Raw genomic sequence first — 16,862 nt, 5'->3', positions numbered from 1 at the left:
AAAGGAGGGAGGAAAAATGGATTTTGTCAAACTGCTCGTTATCCTATCGTACATTGTTATCGGGAGTGTCTTAGGCATTGTATTGATTCCTGAGATTGTTGTAGACTTTGAAGTCAGTCATCCACCGATGATAGAAAATAGCTATTTTGCAGCGTTTATGGGTACAGTTTTGATGTTTTTATTATTTGGTTGGTTTATTCCACGTATTGCATATGCTATTAAAGACTTAGAGCAATTTGTGTTAGGATACAGTGCGATTGAAATTATATTTGCGACAATTGGTCTGTTTATGGGCTTGCTCATTTCTGTTATGATTTCTTTTATTTTAGAATTTATTGGGACAGACTTTATTAATCGTATTATCCCGATTATTTTAACTTTAATTTTAAGTTATTTAGGTTTCCAATTCGGTCTTAAAAAACGAGATGAAATGTTGCTGTTTTTACCGGAAAACATGGCACGTTCGATGGCAATTAGCGCGCGTAACGCTGTACCGAAAATTATTGATACGAGCGCAATTATAGATGGTAGAATATTAAAAATTATGGAAGCGGGCTTTATAGATGGTGAGATTTTAATTCCGCAAGGTGTGATTAACGAGTTGCAAGTTGTGGCTGATGCTAATGATAGTATTAAACGTGACAAAGGGCGTCGTGGCTTAGAGATTCTTAATGCGATTCATATGTCAAAACATCCGACACGTATTGTTCATCCACAGCGAAGTCACCATGATATTGATGATTTACTCGTAAGATTGGCGCAACATTATCGTGCTCACGTAATTACAACGGATTATAATTTAAACAAAGTTTGTAGTATTCAAGGCATTAAAGTGTTGAATGTTAATGATTTATCAGACGCAATTCGTCCAGAAGTGCATCAAGGAGACCGATTTGACCTTATGATAACTAAAGTAGGTAAAGAACCGGGTCAAGGTGTAGGTTATTTTGATGACGGAACGATGGTCGTGGTCGACGATGCGAAGCAATATATTAATCAAACGATTCCTTTGGAAGTGATTAGTATGTTACAGACAGCTTCTGGGCGCATCATATTTGCAAAAAAGGTGGAGGAATAAATGACAAATTATCATGTGATCATACCGGCAGCAGGTACCGGAAATCGAATGGGACGTGCTTATAATAAATTATTGATTCGTGTTGCAGGTCGTACAATTTTAGAACATACGATAGACGTATTTCAAAAAGATGATCAATGTGAAAGCATTTATTTAGCCATCCATCCAAGGGACCGTGAGCGATTACAAAATATTTTAGCGCCTTATAATAAAATTAAAGGCTTAATTGAAGGCGGGAAAGAACGCCAAGAAAGCATTCATAAAGTTATCCAACATATGAATGTGGCTGAAGATGAAGTTGTACTCGTCCATGATGGCGCGAGACCTTTTATTACACACCAAACCATTAAAGAGGTTACTTTAGCAATCGAAGCATATGGCGCGGCTATTGTAGGTGTTAAAGCGAAAGACACGATTAAATTGGTTCAAAATCAGTTTGTGTCACAAACTTTAGACCGTTCCGCTTTATGGCAAGTTCAAACACCACAGGGTTCTAAATTTCAGCATTTAAAAACAGCCTATGATGATGCGGTGGCTAAAAAAATCAATGGCACTGATGACGCCTCGCTTTTAGAAGCTTCTGGCCAGCCGATTTATATGGTTGAAGGTGACTATGATAATATTAAAGTAACGACGGAAGAAGACCTTACATATGCGGAAGCAATATTTGATAAAAGGAGAAAAGAAAATCATGTATAGAGTTGGATTAGGTTATGACGTTCATGCTTTTGACGAAACGCGCCCATTAATTATCGGTGGTATTGAAGTGCCGCATACACACGGGTTAAAAGGCCACAGCGATGCCGATGTTTTACTTCATGCTATCACTGACGCTATGTTAGGTGCATGTGCACTAGGAGATATTGGAAAATTATTCCCTGACACAGACCCACAGTTCAAAGATGCAGATTCTAAAAAGTTGTTAGTCGCTGCATATGAACAAGTTAAAGATGAAGGCTATATTATTAATAATATTGACGCAACCATCATTGCTGAGCGCCCTAAATTCCGCCCTTATATTGATGAAATGCGTGCTGTCATTGCTGATTTGTTTGAAGTCGCAATACAACAAGTCAATGTAAAAGCAACGACAAGTGAAAAGTTAGGTTTTACAGGTCGTCAAGAAGGTATCGCAGCACAAGCAATCGTATCTTTAACAACGCAAGCATAGTTGAAAGTAACATATACACAATATCATATGACATGTTATAATTAAAAAATTGAAGAACAAAACAGGAGTGAACGAAATGAGTAACCGAGTAAGAGTCAGATATGCACCAAGCCCAACAGGTTATTTGCATATCGGTAACGCACGTACTGCATTATTTAACTATTTATTCGCGAAACACTATGATGGAGACTTTGTGATTCGTATTGAAGACACGGATACTAAGCGTAACCTTGCCGATGGTGAAGCTTCACAATTTGAAAATTTAAAATGGTTAGGTTTAGATTGGGATGAATCTGTGGATCAAGATAAAGGTTATGGTCCATATCGTCAATCTGAACGTGGTCACATTTATCAACCTCTTGTGGATCAATTGTTAGCTGAAGACAAAGCGTACAAATGTTACATGACGGAAGAAGAATTAGAAGCAGAGCGTCAAGCACAAATCGAACGCGGTGAGATGCCACGTTATGGTGGTAAACATGCCCATCTAACAGAAGAAGAAAGACAGCAATTTGAAGCAGAGGGACGTAAGCCTGCTATTCGTTTACGTGTACCACAAAATAAAACATATCAGTTCGATGACATGGTGAAAGGGACAGTTTCTTTTGAATCTGATAACTTCGGCGACTGGGTAATTGTGAAAAAAGATGGTATTCCAACATACAACTTTGCAGTTGCTGTAGATGATCACTATATGGAAATTACAGATGTGATTCGTGGCGATGACCATATTTCTAACACACCGAAACAATTAATGATTTATGAAACATTTGGTTGGGAACCGCCTCGTTTTGCACATATGACATTAATCGTGAATGAGCAACGCAAAAAGTTAAGCAAACGTGACGGTCAAATTTTACAGTTTATTGAGCAATATAAAGAATTAGGTTATTTACCAGAAGCATTATTTAACTTTATCGCATTATTAGGATGGTCTCCTGAAGGTGAAGAAGAAATCTTTTCTAAAGAACAATTGATCGATATCTTTACTGAAAAGCGTCTATCAAAATCACCTGCATTTTTCGATAAACAAAAATTGGCTTGGATTAACAACCAATACATGAAAGAAAAAGATTCGGAAACAGTTTTTGAAATGACATTACCGCATATGATTAAAGCTGGTTTGATACCTGAATCACCATCAGAAGCTGAATTAGACTGGGGACGTAAGCTCGTGGCACTTTATCAAGAACAAATGAGCTATGCTGGAGAAATTGTACCTTTATCAGAGCTATTTTTCCGAGACGAAAAAGAATTAGACGAAGCTTCACAAGAAGTGTTGAATGGTGAACAAGTTCCTGAATTAATGAATGCACTATATGGTAAATTAGAAGCGTTAGAGCCATTTGAAGCTGCTGAAATTAAAAAGAAAATTAAAGAAGTCCAAAAAGAAACTGGCATTAAAGGTAAACAACTCTTCATGCCAATTCGTGTTGCGGTAACTGGACAAATGCATGGACCAGAATTGCCGAATACAATGGAAGTGCTTGGCAAAACAAAAGTACTTCGTCGAATTAATCAATTATTGTAATGACTGGCTTAATTCTAAAATGAGGCTTAAAGAGCGATTTAGATTGTTTTCAAGCCGTTTCCAAATTTATAACTTGATATCACATTCAAAATCCACTACCATAAAGGTGAATTTTGATTTGAATAAAGGATTAGTAGGCAAATTGCGTGTTTTAGAGAGTGTACGGTTGCTGCAAGTACATCACAAAATTTGTTGAATGCACCTTTATTAAGAAGAATTAAATAATTAATGAGTGAGTAGGTCAAAGAGAATTGAATGATTCTCGTCGATATACTAATTGAGAGTGGAACCGTGCTTAAGCACCTCTGACATAATTTATGTCAGAGGTGTTTTTTATACTAAGGAATAAGAATAACCATTTTAGGAGGGAATACAGTGATCAAACGAATGATGGATGATGTAAAAATGGTCTTTGAACAAGACCCAGCAGCGCGTTCAACTTTTGAAGTGATTACAACATACGCGGGCTTGCATGCCGTGTGGAGTCATCTTATTGCACATCGTTTATATAATAAAAAACGCTTCACATTAGCGCGTGTCATATCTCAAGTTTCTCGCTTTTTTACAGGTATAGAAATCCATCCAGGCGCTAAAATTGGACGTCGTCTTTTTATCGATCATGGCATGGGTGTCGTTATCGGAGAGACATGTACAATAGGTGATAACGTAACGATTTACCAAGGTGTGACTTTAGGAGGGACTGGGAAAGAAAAAGGTAAAAGACACCCTGATATCGGAGACAATGTCTTGATTGCAGCAGGGGCTAAAGTATTAGGAAATATTAAAGTAGACTCGAATGTCAACATCGGTGCCAACTCTGTTGTATTAAGAAATGTGCCTAGTTATACAACTGTTGTAGGCATTCCTGGTCGTGTGGTAAAGCAAGACGGCATTCGCACCGGTAAAACGTTTGATCATCTCAATTTGCCTGACCCTATTTATGAACAACTCAAGCAGCTTGAGCGACAACTTGAACAAACTAAAAATGGAGAGATTAAAGATGATTACATTATATAATACACTAACGCGTCAGAAAGAAACTTTTAAACCGATTGAACCTGGGAAAGTCAAAATGTACGTTTGCGGACCGACTGTTTACAATTACATTCATATTGGAAATGCACGTCCAGCTATTAATTATGATGTTGTCAGACGTTATTTCGAATATAAAGGTTATGAAGTGAATTATGTATCAAATTTCACAGATGTCGATGACAAACTTATTAAACGCTCTCAAGAACTCGGGGAAACAGTACCTGAAATTGCAGATCGTTATATAAAAGCATTCCACGAAGATACGGGCGCATTAAATGTCAAACCCGCAACATGCAACCCACGCGTTATGGAGCATATGGATGATATTATCCAATTTATTCAAAATTTAATAGATGAAGGCTATGCTTACGAAAGTGGCGGAGATGTATACTTCAGAACGCGCAAATTTGATGGTTATGGAAAGTTAAGTCATCAATCTATCGATGATTTGAAAATTGGTGCTCGGATTGAACAAGGTGAACAAAAAGAAGAAGCTTTAGACTTCACTTTGTGGAAAAAAGCAAAACCGGGTGAAATCAGTTGGGAAAGTCCGTTTGGTACAGGACGTCCGGGTTGGCATATCGAATGCTCAGTTATGGCCTATGAAAAACTAGGCGCAACGATTGATATCCACGCTGGTGGCAGTGATTTACAATTCCCTCATCATGAAAATGAAATTGCACAATCAGAAGCGCATAATCATGCACCATTTGCAAACTATTGGATGCATAACGGCTTTATTAATATCGACAACGAAAAAATGAGTAAATCATTAGGTAACTTTATTTTAGTTCACGATATTATTAAAGAGGTCGATCCAGATGTATTGCGTTTCTTTATGATCAGCGTACATTATAGAAGTCCAATTAACTATAACATCGAGCGTGTAGAAGCGGCACGTAGTGGTCTTGAGCGTATTCGTAACAGTTATCAAGCCCTTATTGAACGAGAAGCGGTTGCTACAGATCTTGTAGACGATACGAATTATTTAGAACAAATTGAACAAGTACTTGAGCAATTTGAAAAAGTGATGGACGATGATTTTAATACAGCGAATGCCATTACAGCGTGGTATGATTTAGTTAAGCTTACAAATAAATACATGTTAGAAGATAATACGTCGACACAAGTGATTCAACGTTTTAAAGAAGTCTTCCAAATTTTTAGTGAGGTACTGGGTATTCCACTCACTTCTCAAAAAGATGAGCAACTGCTTGATGAAGAGATTGAAAAATTAATTGAAGAGCGAAATGAAGCTAGAAAAGCTAAAGATTTTGCACGTGCAGACGAAATTCGTGATCAACTAAAAGCACAAAATATTATTCTTGAAGATACACCACAGGGCGTGAGATTTAAACGTGGCTAATGACATCAACAAAAAATTATTAAATCCACTCTCTTTAGCATATGTGGGCGATGCTGTTTTAGATCAGCACGTCCGTACATATATCATTCTCAAATTACAGAGCAAACCGAACCGCTTGCATCAAGAAGCGAAAAGATTTGTCTCAGCTAAAAGTCAGGCTGCAACACTTGAAGCTTTAATTGAAAACAATTGGTTTACAGAAGAAGAACGAGATATCATTCGACGTGGACGTAATGCTAAAAGTTATACAAAAGCGAAAAACACAGATATTCAAACCTATCGAAAAAGTTCTGGCTTAGAAGCACTGATTGGCTATTTATATTTAGAACAACAAAATGCGAGACTGGAAGCATTATTAACGACAATAGTTGAATATGTAGAAGAAAGGCGTTGAATGAAATGGATTCAGAAATCATTGTTGGCCGTCATGCAGTAAGAGAAGCTGTGACAACAGGACATACCATTAATAAAATACTGATTCAAGAAGGCATTAAAAAGCAACAGATTGAAGATATTTTAAAAGCTGCAAAATCGGCAAAACTTGTTGTACAAACCGTTCCAAAATCAAAATTAGACCAAATTGCGAGCGCACCTCATCAAGGCGTAGCAGCTTATGTTGCTCCTTACGAATATGAGACATTGGATCATTTCTTAAAGCAACAAGCTGAAAAAGAGACACTTTCTACAGTATTGATCTTAGATGGCTTAGAAGATCCGCATAATTTAGGGTCGATATTGAGAACAGCAGATGCAACTGGTGTGGATGGGATTATTATTCCGAAAAGACGCTCTGTTGCATTGACACAAACAGTAGCTAAAGCGTCTACTGGAGCGATTCAACATGTCCCGGTTATTAGAGTCACGAATCTATCTCAAACGATGGATGAATTGAAAGATAAAGGCTATTGGATAGCGGGCACAGAAGCAAATCATGCGACAGATTATAGACAAATGCAAGTGGACGTTCCGTTAGCTATTGTTATCGGAAGTGAAGGTCAAGGAATGAGCCGTCGTGTGAAAGAAAAGTGTGATTTTTATATTAAAATTCCTATGGTTGGCCATGTGAATAGTTTGAATGCTTCTGTTGCAGCAAGTTTAATGATGTATGAAGTGTTTAGAAAACGGCGGCCCATTGGCGGTGAAGATTAAAAGATGAAAGACTATTATGTAATCATTGACGGGTACAACATGATAGGTCAGTCTCCAGAATTAAGTCGAGTAGCTAAAGAAAACTTAGAAGAAGCAAGAGAGCAACTACTGATTGAAATCGCAAACTATAATGCGGTCGTAAAAGGGAAAATCGTCTGTGTTTTTGATGCATATGAACAAGGCACGCCTCAGTCAGAATCTGTCTATCATGGTGTGCATGTTATTTTTACGAAAGAAAATGAAACGGCAGATAGTTTTATTGAGCGTTATGTTTACAACATTTACAACAAACATACAACGCATATCACAGTTGTAACAAGTGATATGAGTGAACAACATGCTATTTTTGGTACAGGTGCTTATCGTTTATCTTCAAGAGAAATGTGGCGACATTTAAAAGAAAATAAAGAGACCGTCACAAAGTCGATGCATCATTTTCATGAGCAGAAGCCGAGAACACGGATTCACTTATCTGAAGAAGTATTGTCTGAATTTGAGAAATTAAGGCGAGGCGAGTCCGAAGAATAAGATTTCGCAAGTTGTCTGAAGCTGTTATGAATAGGTATGATAAAGCATATTTTTCGAAGGCGAGGAAGAACGCATATGCTTTATCAATATCAATATGAATTAGATGATGCTTTTTCAGTAATGGTTGCACAAGTAAAGGCTCGGCAACCAGAGGCAATCGTACAATTAATCACTTACATTGAGCAATATGCACGAAAAAGTTTTAGTGACTTTAGTATCATGCCGGCAGATTGCGAAGATCTTATCCAAGAAGTGTTGCTAGCTATTTTTAAAAAGATACAAAGCGAGAATTTTTATTACGATGTCCCTTTCGAACATTATATTCATCGTGCAATTTATTTACGTAAAATAGACTATCGCCGTAAAAAGATGACGCATGAACGGCTATTAGACAACTATATTGAACGTTATACGACGCAATACCAAGTTATGTTAGTACAACAATATCAAAGTGGGTGTACATCACAACAATTTTGTCATGAAGTATTAAAATTAGCGGATCGTGGATTAAGTCATTTTGAAATGCAGGTGTTGAAATATCTGATTGAGGAATGGAAACCGTCAGAAATTGCATTGGCATTAAAGGCTGAAGATAAAAAAATATATAATGCCATCTATCGAATCCGTAAGAAATTGAAAGTACTTTTGGACGAATAGTGTGGTTTGACAATTGAACATAAACTTATGTATAGTAAACTGGTATTATAGAAGCAAGGTGAAATAAGTTGAAAAAAGTGCCATTAAATTGCGAGGAATGTGGAAACCGTAACTACCATGTACCGAAAACGATCAATAAAACTGACCGGCTCGTATTAAAAAAATTCTGTGCAAAATGTAATACACATACATTTCATAAGGAATCTAAGTAAATAGGAGGGATTTTCGTTATGCCAAAAAAAGAAAGCTTTTTCCGAGGCGTTAAATCCGAAATGGAAAAAACAAGCTGGCCAACTGGACCAGAACTTGTAAAATACACAACAATCGTAGTCATGACAGTGCTATTCTTTTTGTTATTCTTCTACGGTTTAGATATTGGAATTGGTCAATTAATTAAAATGATAAAATAGTGAATGAGGAGTTGTCAGCATGTCTGAAGAGTTAGGGGCAAAACGTTGGTATGCAGTACATACCTACTCTGGTTATGAAAATAAAGTGAAAAAGAATTTAGAAAAACGTGTTGAGTCAATGAACATGACAGAACAAATCTTTAGAGTTGTGATTCCTGAAGAAGAAGAGACACAAGTTAAAGATGGAAAAGCTAAAAAGCAAATGAAGAAAACATTTCCTGGTTACGTATTAGTTGAGCTAGTGATGACTGATGAATCATGGTACGTTGTTAGAAATACACCAGGTGTAACTGGATTTGTAGGATCAGCTGGGGCAGGTTCAAAGCCTAACCCATTATTACCAGATGAAGCACGTTTTATTCTTAAGCAAATGGGCATGAAAGAAAAGACAATCGATGTTGAAGTGGATTTAGGTGAACAAGTCCGTATTACTTCTGGGCCGTTTGCAAATCAAGTGGGCGAAATCAGTGAAATTGAAGCGGATAAATTTAAGTTGACTGTATTAGTCGATATGTTTGGACGCGAAACACCAGTTGAAGTTGAATTTGATCAAATAGAAAAACTCTAAACGTGTAAAAAGTTATAAAAAATGAGTTGTATTCAGCGTATGAAAATGTTACAATTACGAAGTCGCGCATTCATAGCGCTACATTTCGTCACGAAATGTTAAGAGTGGGAGGGCAAAATTGAGCCCTGTGACCACATCACGATATCAAGGAGGTGCACATCGTGGCTAAAAAAGTAGAAAAAGTAGTTAAGTTACAAATTCCAGCAGGTAAAGCAAACCCAGCACCACCAGTTGGTCCTGCATTAGGTCAAGCCGGTGTGAACATTATGGCTTTCACAAAGGAATTTAACGCACGTACACAAGAACAAGCAGGTTTAATTATTCCGGTTGAAATTTATGTTTATGAAGATCGTTCATTTACATTTATTACTAAAACACCACCTGCAGCTGTATTACTTAAAAAAGCAGCTGGTATTGAAAAAGGTTCTGGTGAACCAAACAAAACTAAAGTTGCTACAGTAACAAAAGATCAAGTACGTGAAATTGCTAACACTAAAATGCCTGACTTAAATGCTGCAGACGAAGAAGCAGCTATGCGTATCGTTGAAGGTACTGCACGTAGTATGGGTATTATTGTTGAGTAATCACCAACTGATTAACAAATAAGACAATGAGAAGATAAATTTTCGTAAGAACGCAGATAGCCTATGAACAAGAAAGTATTCATTGTGATTCGCACAGATTTGTGCTAGGGACTATCTGCGCTCAACTTGCTTGAAGCAAGTAAATGTGGGAGGACATTCCGATAAAACCACTAAAGGAGGACAAAAAATGGCTAAAAAAGGTAAAAAGTATCAAGAAGCTTTAAACAAAGTTGATCGCCAAGCATTCTATACAGTAGAAGAAGCAATCAGCTTAGCTAAAGAAACATCTATTGCTAACTTCGATGCTTCAGTTGAAGTGGCTTTCCGTTTAGGTATTGATACACGTAAAAATGACCAACAAATCCGTGGTGCAGTTGTATTACCACACGGTACTGGTAAATCTCAACGTGTATTAGTTTTTGCTAAAGGCGACAAAATCGCTGAAGCAGAAGCAGCAGGTGCTGACTATGTTGGAGATGCAGAATATGTAAACAAAATCCAACAAGGTTGGTTTGATTTTGATGTTGTTGTTGCAACACCAGATATGATGGGTGAAGTTGGTAAATTAGGTCGTGTATTAGGACCTAAAGGTTTAATGCCAAACCCTAAAACTGGTACAGTAACAATGGACGTTAAAAAAGCTGTTGAAGAAATCAAAGCGGGTAAAGTTGAATACCGTGCAGAAAAAGCGGGTATCGTACACGCTTCAATCGGTAAAGTTTCATTCGATACAGAAAAATTAGTTGAAAACTTCAAAACTTTACAAGATGTGTTAACAAAAGCTAAACCATCTTCAGCTAAAGGTACTTACTTTAAGTCTGTTGCAGTAACAACTACAATGGGCCCTGGTATCAAAGTCGATACTGCAAGTTTCAAACTTTAAAACGAATCACTTAATGATAAAATCATTAAGTGGCTTGATAAATAGAAAATAATGGTTGACTTATTACACAAAAGCCGTTATATTAATTTTTGTTGAATATTTTACCTAAGACAGTAGGAGTTCTAACTGAACTTAAAAATCATCCTACCGAGGCTAAAATGGACTTGAACGTATGAACTTTCAAGCACTTTTTGCCGTGGGTAAAAAGTGCTTTTTATTTAAGTCTTGGACTTAACTATAAAAAGCACCTAAAACTTATCGATGGAGGTGTCAAAATGTCTGGAATCATTGAAGCGAAAAAACAACAAGTTGACGTCATTACTGATCAACTTAAAAGTTCTGTTTCTACAGTAGTTGTTGACTACCGTGGTTTAACAGTAGCAGAAGTAACAGAATTACGTAAACAATTACGTGAAGCTGGTGTTCAATACAAAGTATACAAAAACACTATGTTACGTCGTGCAGCAGAACAAGCTGGTATTGAAGGTTTAGACGAGTTCTTAACTGGACCTACAGCAGTAGCATTTACTACTGAAGACGTTGTAGCCCCAGCTAAAGTCATCGCTGGATTCGCTAAAGAACACGAAGCTTTAGAAATCAAGACGGGTATCATGGAAGGTAGTATCATTACTGCTGATGAAGTGAAAACAGTTGGTTCATTACCATCACACGAAGGTCTTGTATCAATGCTTCTTTCTGTATTACAAGCGCCAATGCGCAACTTTGCTTATGCAGTTAAAGCTGTTGGAGAAAACAAAGAAGAAAACGCAGAATAAGCGATAAATTAAAACTTAAAAATTGGAGGAATATTAACATGGCTAATCAAGAGCAAATCATTGAAGCAATTAAAGAAATGTCTGTTTTAGAATTAAATGACTTAGTTAAAGCAATCGAAGAAGAATTTGGTGTAACTGCAGCAGCACCAGTTGCAGCAGCAGGTGCAGCTGGCGGAGACGCAGCAGCAGAAAAAACTGAATTTGACGTTGAGTTAACTTCAGCTGGTTCATCTAAAATCAAAGTTGTTAAAGCTGTTAAAGAAGCAACTGGTTTAGGATTAAAAGATGCTAAAGAATTAGTTGACGGTGCTCCAAGCATCATCAAAGAAGCTTTACCAAAAGAAGAAGCTGAAAAACTTAAAGAACAATTAGAAGAAGTTGGCGCTTCAGTAGAATTAAAATAATTCATTGATAAGTGAAAAACCCGCTATTTTTGGAATAGCGGGTTTTTGAATACAATACGATAAAGAGGTGTGACACCGTGAGTCATTACTATGATGCACATCCTGATGCAACACCAGATGAGAGAGAAATTAGCTATCATTATCAGCAACACGAACTGTCACTCACAACAGATGCAGGCGTGTTTTCTCGTGATAAAGTTGATTTCGGCTCTGATTTATTGATACAGACATTTTTAAATGAACACCCGCCAGGTCAATTGAAAATGATTATTGACGTCGGTTGTGGTTATGGACCGATTGGTTTAATGGTGGCCAAAGTTGCACCCCATGATCATATTACAATGTTAGATGTAAATCATCGTGCATTAGCATTAGCTAAAAGAAATGCCAAAGCGAATGGCATCTCAAATGTGACGATACAAGAGAGTGATGGGTTAGCACTGATAGAAGACGAAGCATGTGACTACGTTTTGACTAATCCACCTATTCGTGCTGGTAAACTAGTGGTTCACCAAATTTTGACAGATGCATACCGCGTACTTAAAACTGAGGGTGCATTGTATGTCGTTATACAAAAAAAGCAAGGGATGCCTTCTGCTAAGAAAAAAATGGATGAGGTTTTTGGAAACGTCTCATCTGTCAAAAATAGTAAAGGTTACCACATATTAAAGAGTTTTAAATCTTGATTTTAAATATTGACTATGATATAGTTGTAAGATGAAATAATTATGTTCAATAAGTGTGTACTTTTACGGTTAAAGTTTCATTGTAACATTTCAAAATAAGACTTATAGAATAGAAAATGGTGTCATCGATTATGTGCTACCGTTTTCTTTTTGTCTTGTTACATGATGAGAACTGAAAAGTGTTCGCACAATTTTTGAGGGGTGAATCTGTTTGGCAGGTCAATTTGTCCAATATGGAAGACATCGTAAACGTAGAAACTACGCAAGAATTTCAGAAGTTTTAGAGTTACCAAACTTAATTGAAATTCAAACAAAATCGTATGATTGGTTCTTAAAAGAAGGTCTTTTAGAAATGTTCCGTGATATTTCTCCAATCGAAGACTTCACGGGTAATCTTTCATTGGAATTTGTAGATTATAGATTAGGTGAACCGAAGTATGATTTAGAAGAATCAAAAAACCGTGATGCAACATATGCGGCACCATTACGCGTTAAAGTTCGTCTAGTTATTAAAGAAACAGGCGAAGTGAAAGATCAAGAAGTATTTATGGGAGATTTCCCTTTAATGACAGAAACAGGTACTTTTGTAATTAATGGTGCGGAGCGTGTCATTGTATCTCAATTAGTTCGTTCACCGTCTGTCTACTTTAATGAAAAGTTAGATAAAAATGGTCGTGTGAACTATGATGCGACTGTTATCCCTAACCGCGGTGCATGGTTAGAGTATGAAACAGATGCGAAAGATGTTGTTTATGTACGTATTGATAGAACAAGAAAGTTACCATTGACAGTATTATTACGTGCATTAGGTTATTCAACTGACCAAGAAATCATTGATTTAATTGGAGACAATGAATACTTAAGAAACACTTTAGAAAAAGATAGCACTGAAAATACAGAACAAGCATTATTAGAAATTTATGAACGTTTACGTCCAGGTGAACCACCAACGGTAGAAAATGCTAAAAGCTTATTGTATTCTCGTTTCTTTGACCCTAAACGTTATGATTTAGCAAGCGTAGGACGTTATAAAGCAAATAAAAAATTACATTTAAAGCACCGCCTATTCAATCAAAAATTAGCTGAACCTATTGTAAATACTGACACAGGTGAAATTGTTGCTGAAGAAGGCACAGTTTTAGATCGTCGTAAGTTAGACGAAATCATGGATGTTCTTGAAACAAATGCTAACGCACAAGTTTACGAACTTCCTAATAGTATTATCGATGAACCTGTAGAAGTACAATCTATTAAAGTTTATGTACCAAATGATGATGAAGAACGCACAACAACTGTAATTGGTAATGCATTCCCAGATTCAGAAGTGAAATGTATTACACCTGCTGACATCGTAGCGTCTATGTCATACTTCTTTAACTTATTACATGGTATCGGTTATACAGATGACATTGACCATCTTGGTAATCGTCGTTTACGCTCAGTTGGTGAATTATTACAAAACCAATTCCGTATTGGTTTGTCAAGAATGGAACGTGTGGTACGTGAAAGAATGTCTATTCAAGATACAGACTCCATCACACCACAACAATTAATTAACATTCGCCCAGTGATTGCATCAATAAAAGAGTTCTTCGGCAGCTCACAATTGTCACAATTCATGGACCAAGCGAACCCACTTGCTGAGTTAACACACAAACGTCGTTTATCAGCTTTAGGACCTGGTGGTTTAACACGTGAACGTGCACAAATGGAAGTTCGTGACGTACACTATTCTCACTATGGTCGCATGTGTCCAATTGAGACACCAGAGGGTCCAAACATTGGTTTGATCAACTCACTTTCAAGTTATGCACGTGTGAATGAATTTGGATTCATTGAAACACCATACAGAAAAGTAGACCTTGAAACAAACACAATTACAGACCGTATTGATTACCTTACTGCGGATGAAGAAGACAGTTATGTTGTTGCGCAAGCGAACTCAAGACTTGATGAAAACGGACGCTTTATCGATGACGAAATCGTTTGTCGTTTTCGTGGTAACAACACAACTATGGCTAAAGAAAAAATGGACTACATGGACGTATCGCCTAAACAAGTTGTTTCAGCTGCGACAGCATGTATTCCGTTCTTAGAAAACGATGACTCTAACCGTGCATTGATGGGTGCGAACATGCAACGTCAAGCAGTACCATTGTTAAACCCAGAATCACCATTTGTAGGTACAGGTATGGAGCACGTAGCTGCACGTGATTCAGGTGCTGCTGTTATTTCTAAGTATCGTGGCCGCGTTGAACATGTTCAATCAAGCGAAGTTTTAGTACGTCGCTTAGTTGAAGAAAATGGTCAAGAAGTAGAAGGCGAATTAGACCGTTACCCATTAGCGAAATTCAAACGTTCAAACTCAGGTACATGTTATAACCAACGTCCTATTATCGCAGCAGGCGATATTGTTGAAAAAGGCGAAATTCTTGCAGATGGTCCATCTATGGAACTCGGAGAAATGGCTTTAGGTCGAAATGTTGTTGTTGGATTTATGACTTGGGATGGTTATAACTACGAGGATGCCGTAATTATGAGTGAGCGTCTTGTTAAAGATGACGTTTATACTTCAATTCACATCGAAGAATATGAATCTGAAGCTCGAGACACAAAACTTGGACCTGAAGAAATTACACGTGATATACCAAACGTTTCAGAAAACGCACTGAAAAACTTAGATGACCGCGGTATTGTATACGTTGGCGCAGAAGTAAAAGATGGTGATATTTTAGTCGGTAAAGTAACGCCTAAAGGTGTTACTGAATTGACAGCAGAAGAACGCCTATTACATGCGATCTTTGGTGAAAAAGCACGTGAAGTTCGTGATACGTCATTACGTGTGCCACACGGTGCAGGCGGTATCGTTCTTGATGTTAAAGTGTTTAACCGTGAAGAAGGCGATGATTCACTTTCACCAGGTGTGAACCAACTTGTTCGTGTATATATCGTTCAAAAACGTAAAATTCATGTAGGGGACAAAATGTGTGGTCGTCACGGTAACAAAGGTGTCATCTCTAAAATTGTCCCTGAAGAAGATATGCCGTACTTACCAGATGGCCGTCCAATCGACATCATGTTAAACCCACTAGGTGTACCATCACGTATGAATATCGGACAAGTTTTAGAGTTACATTTAGGTATGGCTGCTAAAAACTTAGGTATTCACGTTGCTTCACCAGTATTTGACGGTGCCAACGATGAAGACGTATGGTCTACAATTGAAGAAGCAGGTATGGCGCGTGACGGTAAAACAGTACTTTACGATGGCCGTACAGGAGAACCATTTGACAACCGTATTTCAGTTGGTGTGATGTACATGTTGAAACTTGCGCACATGGTAGATGATAAACTTCACGCACGTTCAACTGGACCATATTCATTAGTTACACAACAACCTCTTGGTGGTAAAGCACAATTTGGTGGACAAAGATTTGGTGAGATGGAGGTATGGGCACTCGAAGCTTATGGTGCAGCATATACACTTCAAGAGATCTTAACATACAAATCAGATGACACTGTAGGTCGTGTGAAAACTTATGAAGCGATCGTTAAAGGTGAAAACATTTCAAGACCAAGTGTTCCTGAATCATTCCGCGTATTGATGAAAGAGCTACAAAGTTTAGGTCTTGATGTTAAAGTGATGGATGAACAAGACAATGAAATTGAAATGCGCGATTTAGATGAGGATGATATTCCAGATCGTAAAGTCAATATTCAACCATCTACTGTTCCAGAATCTCAAAAAGAATTTAACGAATAAATGCATGTTGAAAATCAAAAACGATCTTGAATAGGAGATCGCAAAGTCGCATGAGACGTCATAGCGTGCCGATAGTTATGCACGTTCAATGTAACTTTTAAGGATTTAATTGCGTTAAGAACATGAGACGCGTTAAAGACTTAACCTGAACTTGATTAAAACGAAAGGAAGACGAGTGGCGCTTTTGCTACTCGAGAAGGGAGATGTGTGGAAACCTACACGCATCTTCTCTATCCTGTTTGTTAAATAGACATTGCTTTAATATATTATGAA

Annotated in this window: 19 protein-coding genes and 1 other annotated feature; all 19 genes read left to right on the top strand. The window is 37.4% G+C overall.

Translation table 11 applies throughout. The features are described 5' to 3' along the window. Positions 1-16 precede the first annotated feature (16 nt). Complete coding sequence (locus KM149_RS11195) at positions 17-1,078, top strand: PIN/TRAM domain-containing protein (RefSeq protein WP_016424284.1); 1,062 nt, start codon at positions 17-19, stop codon at positions 1,076-1,078. Beyond that, positions 1,079-1,777, top strand: coding sequence for a 2-C-methyl-D-erythritol 4-phosphate cytidylyltransferase (gene ispD / locus KM149_RS11190; RefSeq protein WP_182280411.1), 699 nt, complete (start codon positions 1,079-1,081; stop codon positions 1,775-1,777). Then, the gene (gene ispF, locus KM149_RS11185) at positions 1,770-2,249 is read left to right on the top strand and encodes a 2-C-methyl-D-erythritol 2,4-cyclodiphosphate synthase (RefSeq protein ID WP_050346074.1); all 480 of its coding nucleotides are present in this window, start codon (positions 1,770-1,772) and stop codon (positions 2,247-2,249) included. The genes ispD and ispF overlap by 8 nt, the downstream gene beginning before the upstream one ends. Before the next feature lie 76 nt (positions 2,250-2,325). Beyond that, positions 2,326-3,780: a glutamate--tRNA ligase gene (gene gltX, locus KM149_RS11180; protein ID WP_050331769.1), complete on the top strand. Its 1,455-nt coding sequence runs from the start codon at positions 2,326-2,328 to the stop codon at positions 3,778-3,780. Between the two features lie 387 nt (positions 3,781-4,167). Continuing rightward, entirely contained in the window at positions 4,168-4,797 is a 630-nt protein-coding gene (gene cysE, locus KM149_RS11175; RefSeq protein ID WP_171839470.1) for a serine O-acetyltransferase, read from the top strand. Continuing rightward, entirely contained in the window at positions 4,781-6,181 is a 1,401-nt protein-coding gene (cysS, locus tag KM149_RS11170; RefSeq protein ID WP_060830371.1) for a cysteine--tRNA ligase, read from the top strand. Before cysE ends, cysS begins: the two co-directional genes overlap by 17 nt. 4 nt (positions 6,182-6,185) lie before the next feature. Next, positions 6,186-6,575 carry a Mini-ribonuclease 3 gene (locus KM149_RS11165; protein ID WP_182280437.1) on the top strand — a complete coding sequence of 130 codons (390 nt, stop codon included), beginning with the start codon at positions 6,186-6,188 and terminating at the stop codon, positions 6,573-6,575. Positions 6,576-6,580: 5 nt separating this feature from the next. Further along, entirely contained in the window at positions 6,581-7,330 is a 750-nt protein-coding gene (gene rlmB, locus KM149_RS11160) for a 23S rRNA (guanosine(2251)-2'-O)-methyltransferase RlmB (protein ID WP_165546020.1), read from the top strand. Positions 7,331-7,333: 3 nt separating this feature from the next. Continuing rightward, positions 7,334-7,858 (top strand): NYN domain-containing protein, encoded by a 525-nt coding sequence (locus KM149_RS11155; RefSeq protein ID WP_050346070.1) that lies wholly within the window; start codon positions 7,334-7,336, stop codon positions 7,856-7,858. Positions 7,859-7,978: 120 nt separating this feature from the next. Then, the gene (locus KM149_RS11150) at positions 7,979-8,515 is read left to right on the top strand and encodes a sigma-70 family RNA polymerase sigma factor (RefSeq protein ID WP_375164091.1); all 537 of its coding nucleotides are present in this window, start codon (positions 7,979-7,981) and stop codon (positions 8,513-8,515) included. 68 nt (positions 8,516-8,583) lie between these two features. Continuing rightward, positions 8,584-8,727: a 50S ribosomal protein L33 gene (gene rpmG, locus KM149_RS11145; protein WP_081635116.1), complete on the top strand. Its 144-nt coding sequence runs from the start codon at positions 8,584-8,586 to the stop codon at positions 8,725-8,727. Positions 8,728-8,745: 18 nt separating this feature from the next. Then, positions 8,746-8,925, top strand: a complete 180-nt coding sequence (gene secE, locus KM149_RS11140) for a preprotein translocase subunit SecE (protein ID WP_016424294.1) — start codon at positions 8,746-8,748, stop codon at positions 8,923-8,925. A gap of 19 nt (positions 8,926-8,944) precedes the next feature. Beyond that, a complete protein-coding gene (gene nusG, locus KM149_RS11135; RefSeq protein WP_016424295.1) occupies positions 8,945-9,493 on the top strand; it encodes a transcription termination/antitermination protein NusG in 549 nt (182 codons plus the stop codon). Positions 9,494-9,654: 161 nt separating this feature from the next. Beyond that, the gene (gene rplK, locus KM149_RS11130; protein WP_016424296.1) at positions 9,655-10,077 is read left to right on the top strand and encodes a 50S ribosomal protein L11; all 423 of its coding nucleotides are present in this window, start codon (positions 9,655-9,657) and stop codon (positions 10,075-10,077) included. Between the two features lie 187 nt (positions 10,078-10,264). Continuing rightward, a complete protein-coding gene (rplA, locus tag KM149_RS11125; RefSeq protein ID WP_050331764.1) occupies positions 10,265-10,960 on the top strand; it encodes a 50S ribosomal protein L1 in 696 nt (231 codons plus the stop codon). A gap of 86 nt (positions 10,961-11,046) precedes the next feature. Continuing rightward, positions 11,047-11,186: a sequence feature (ribosomal protein L10 leader region), on the top strand. A 49-nt stretch (positions 11,187-11,235) separates the two neighbouring features. After that, entirely contained in the window at positions 11,236-11,736 is a 501-nt protein-coding gene (gene rplJ / locus KM149_RS11120) for a 50S ribosomal protein L10 (RefSeq protein WP_016424298.1), read from the top strand. A gap of 38 nt (positions 11,737-11,774) precedes the next feature. Further along, the gene (rplL, locus tag KM149_RS11115; protein ID WP_016424299.1) at positions 11,775-12,140 is read left to right on the top strand and encodes a 50S ribosomal protein L7/L12; all 366 of its coding nucleotides are present in this window, start codon (positions 11,775-11,777) and stop codon (positions 12,138-12,140) included. A 77-nt stretch (positions 12,141-12,217) separates the two neighbouring features. Next, on the top strand, positions 12,218-12,826 hold the full coding sequence (locus KM149_RS11110; protein ID WP_214972149.1) for a class I SAM-dependent methyltransferase: 609 nt from the start codon (positions 12,218-12,220) through the stop codon (positions 12,824-12,826). Between the two features lie 211 nt (positions 12,827-13,037). Next, positions 13,038-16,589, top strand: a complete 3,552-nt coding sequence (gene rpoB, locus KM149_RS11105; protein WP_050331762.1) for a DNA-directed RNA polymerase subunit beta — start codon at positions 13,038-13,040, stop codon at positions 16,587-16,589. Positions 16,590-16,862 lie beyond the last annotated feature (273 nt).

Source organism: Staphylococcus coagulans (assembly GCF_022557135.1).
GTDB lineage: Bacteria > Bacillota > Bacilli > Staphylococcales > Staphylococcaceae > Staphylococcus > Staphylococcus coagulans.
This window is presented reverse-complemented; position numbering and strand designations above follow the sequence as displayed.

Bases quoted from the DNA above. Each gene is read 5' to 3' on its own strand.
- KM149_RS11155 (WP_050346070.1), top strand. From the start codon at position 7,334: ATGAAAGACTATTATGTAATCATTGACGGGTACAACATGATAGGTCAG.
- secE (WP_016424294.1), top strand. From the start codon at position 8,746: ATGCCAAAAAAAGAAAGCTTTTTCCGAGGCGTTAAATCCGAAATGGAA.
- rplA (WP_050331764.1), top strand. From the start codon at position 10,265: ATGGCTAAAAAAGGTAAAAAGTATCAAGAAGCTTTAAACAAAGTTGAT.
- KM149_RS11195 (WP_016424284.1), top strand. From the start codon at position 17: ATGGATTTTGTCAAACTGCTCGTTATCCTATCGTACATTGTTATCGGG.
- cysS (WP_060830371.1), top strand. From the start codon at position 4,781: ATGATTACATTATATAATACACTAACGCGTCAGAAAGAAACTTTTAAA.
- nusG (WP_016424295.1), top strand. From the start codon at position 8,945: ATGTCTGAAGAGTTAGGGGCAAAACGTTGGTATGCAGTACATACCTAC.
- gltX (WP_050331769.1), top strand. From the start codon at position 2,326: ATGAGTAACCGAGTAAGAGTCAGATATGCACCAAGCCCAACAGGTTAT.
- ispF (WP_050346074.1), top strand. From the start codon at position 1,770: ATGTATAGAGTTGGATTAGGTTATGACGTTCATGCTTTTGACGAAACG.
- KM149_RS11150 (WP_375164091.1), top strand. From the start codon at position 7,979: ATGGTTGCACAAGTAAAGGCTCGGCAACCAGAGGCAATCGTACAATTA.
- ispD (WP_182280411.1), top strand. From the start codon at position 1,079: ATGACAAATTATCATGTGATCATACCGGCAGCAGGTACCGGAAATCGA.
- cysE (WP_171839470.1), top strand. From the start codon at position 4,168: ATGATGGATGATGTAAAAATGGTCTTTGAACAAGACCCAGCAGCGCGT.
- rlmB (WP_165546020.1), top strand. From the start codon at position 6,581: ATGGATTCAGAAATCATTGTTGGCCGTCATGCAGTAAGAGAAGCTGTG.
- rplJ (WP_016424298.1), top strand. From the start codon at position 11,236: ATGTCTGGAATCATTGAAGCGAAAAAACAACAAGTTGACGTCATTACT.
- rplL (WP_016424299.1), top strand. From the start codon at position 11,775: ATGGCTAATCAAGAGCAAATCATTGAAGCAATTAAAGAAATGTCTGTT.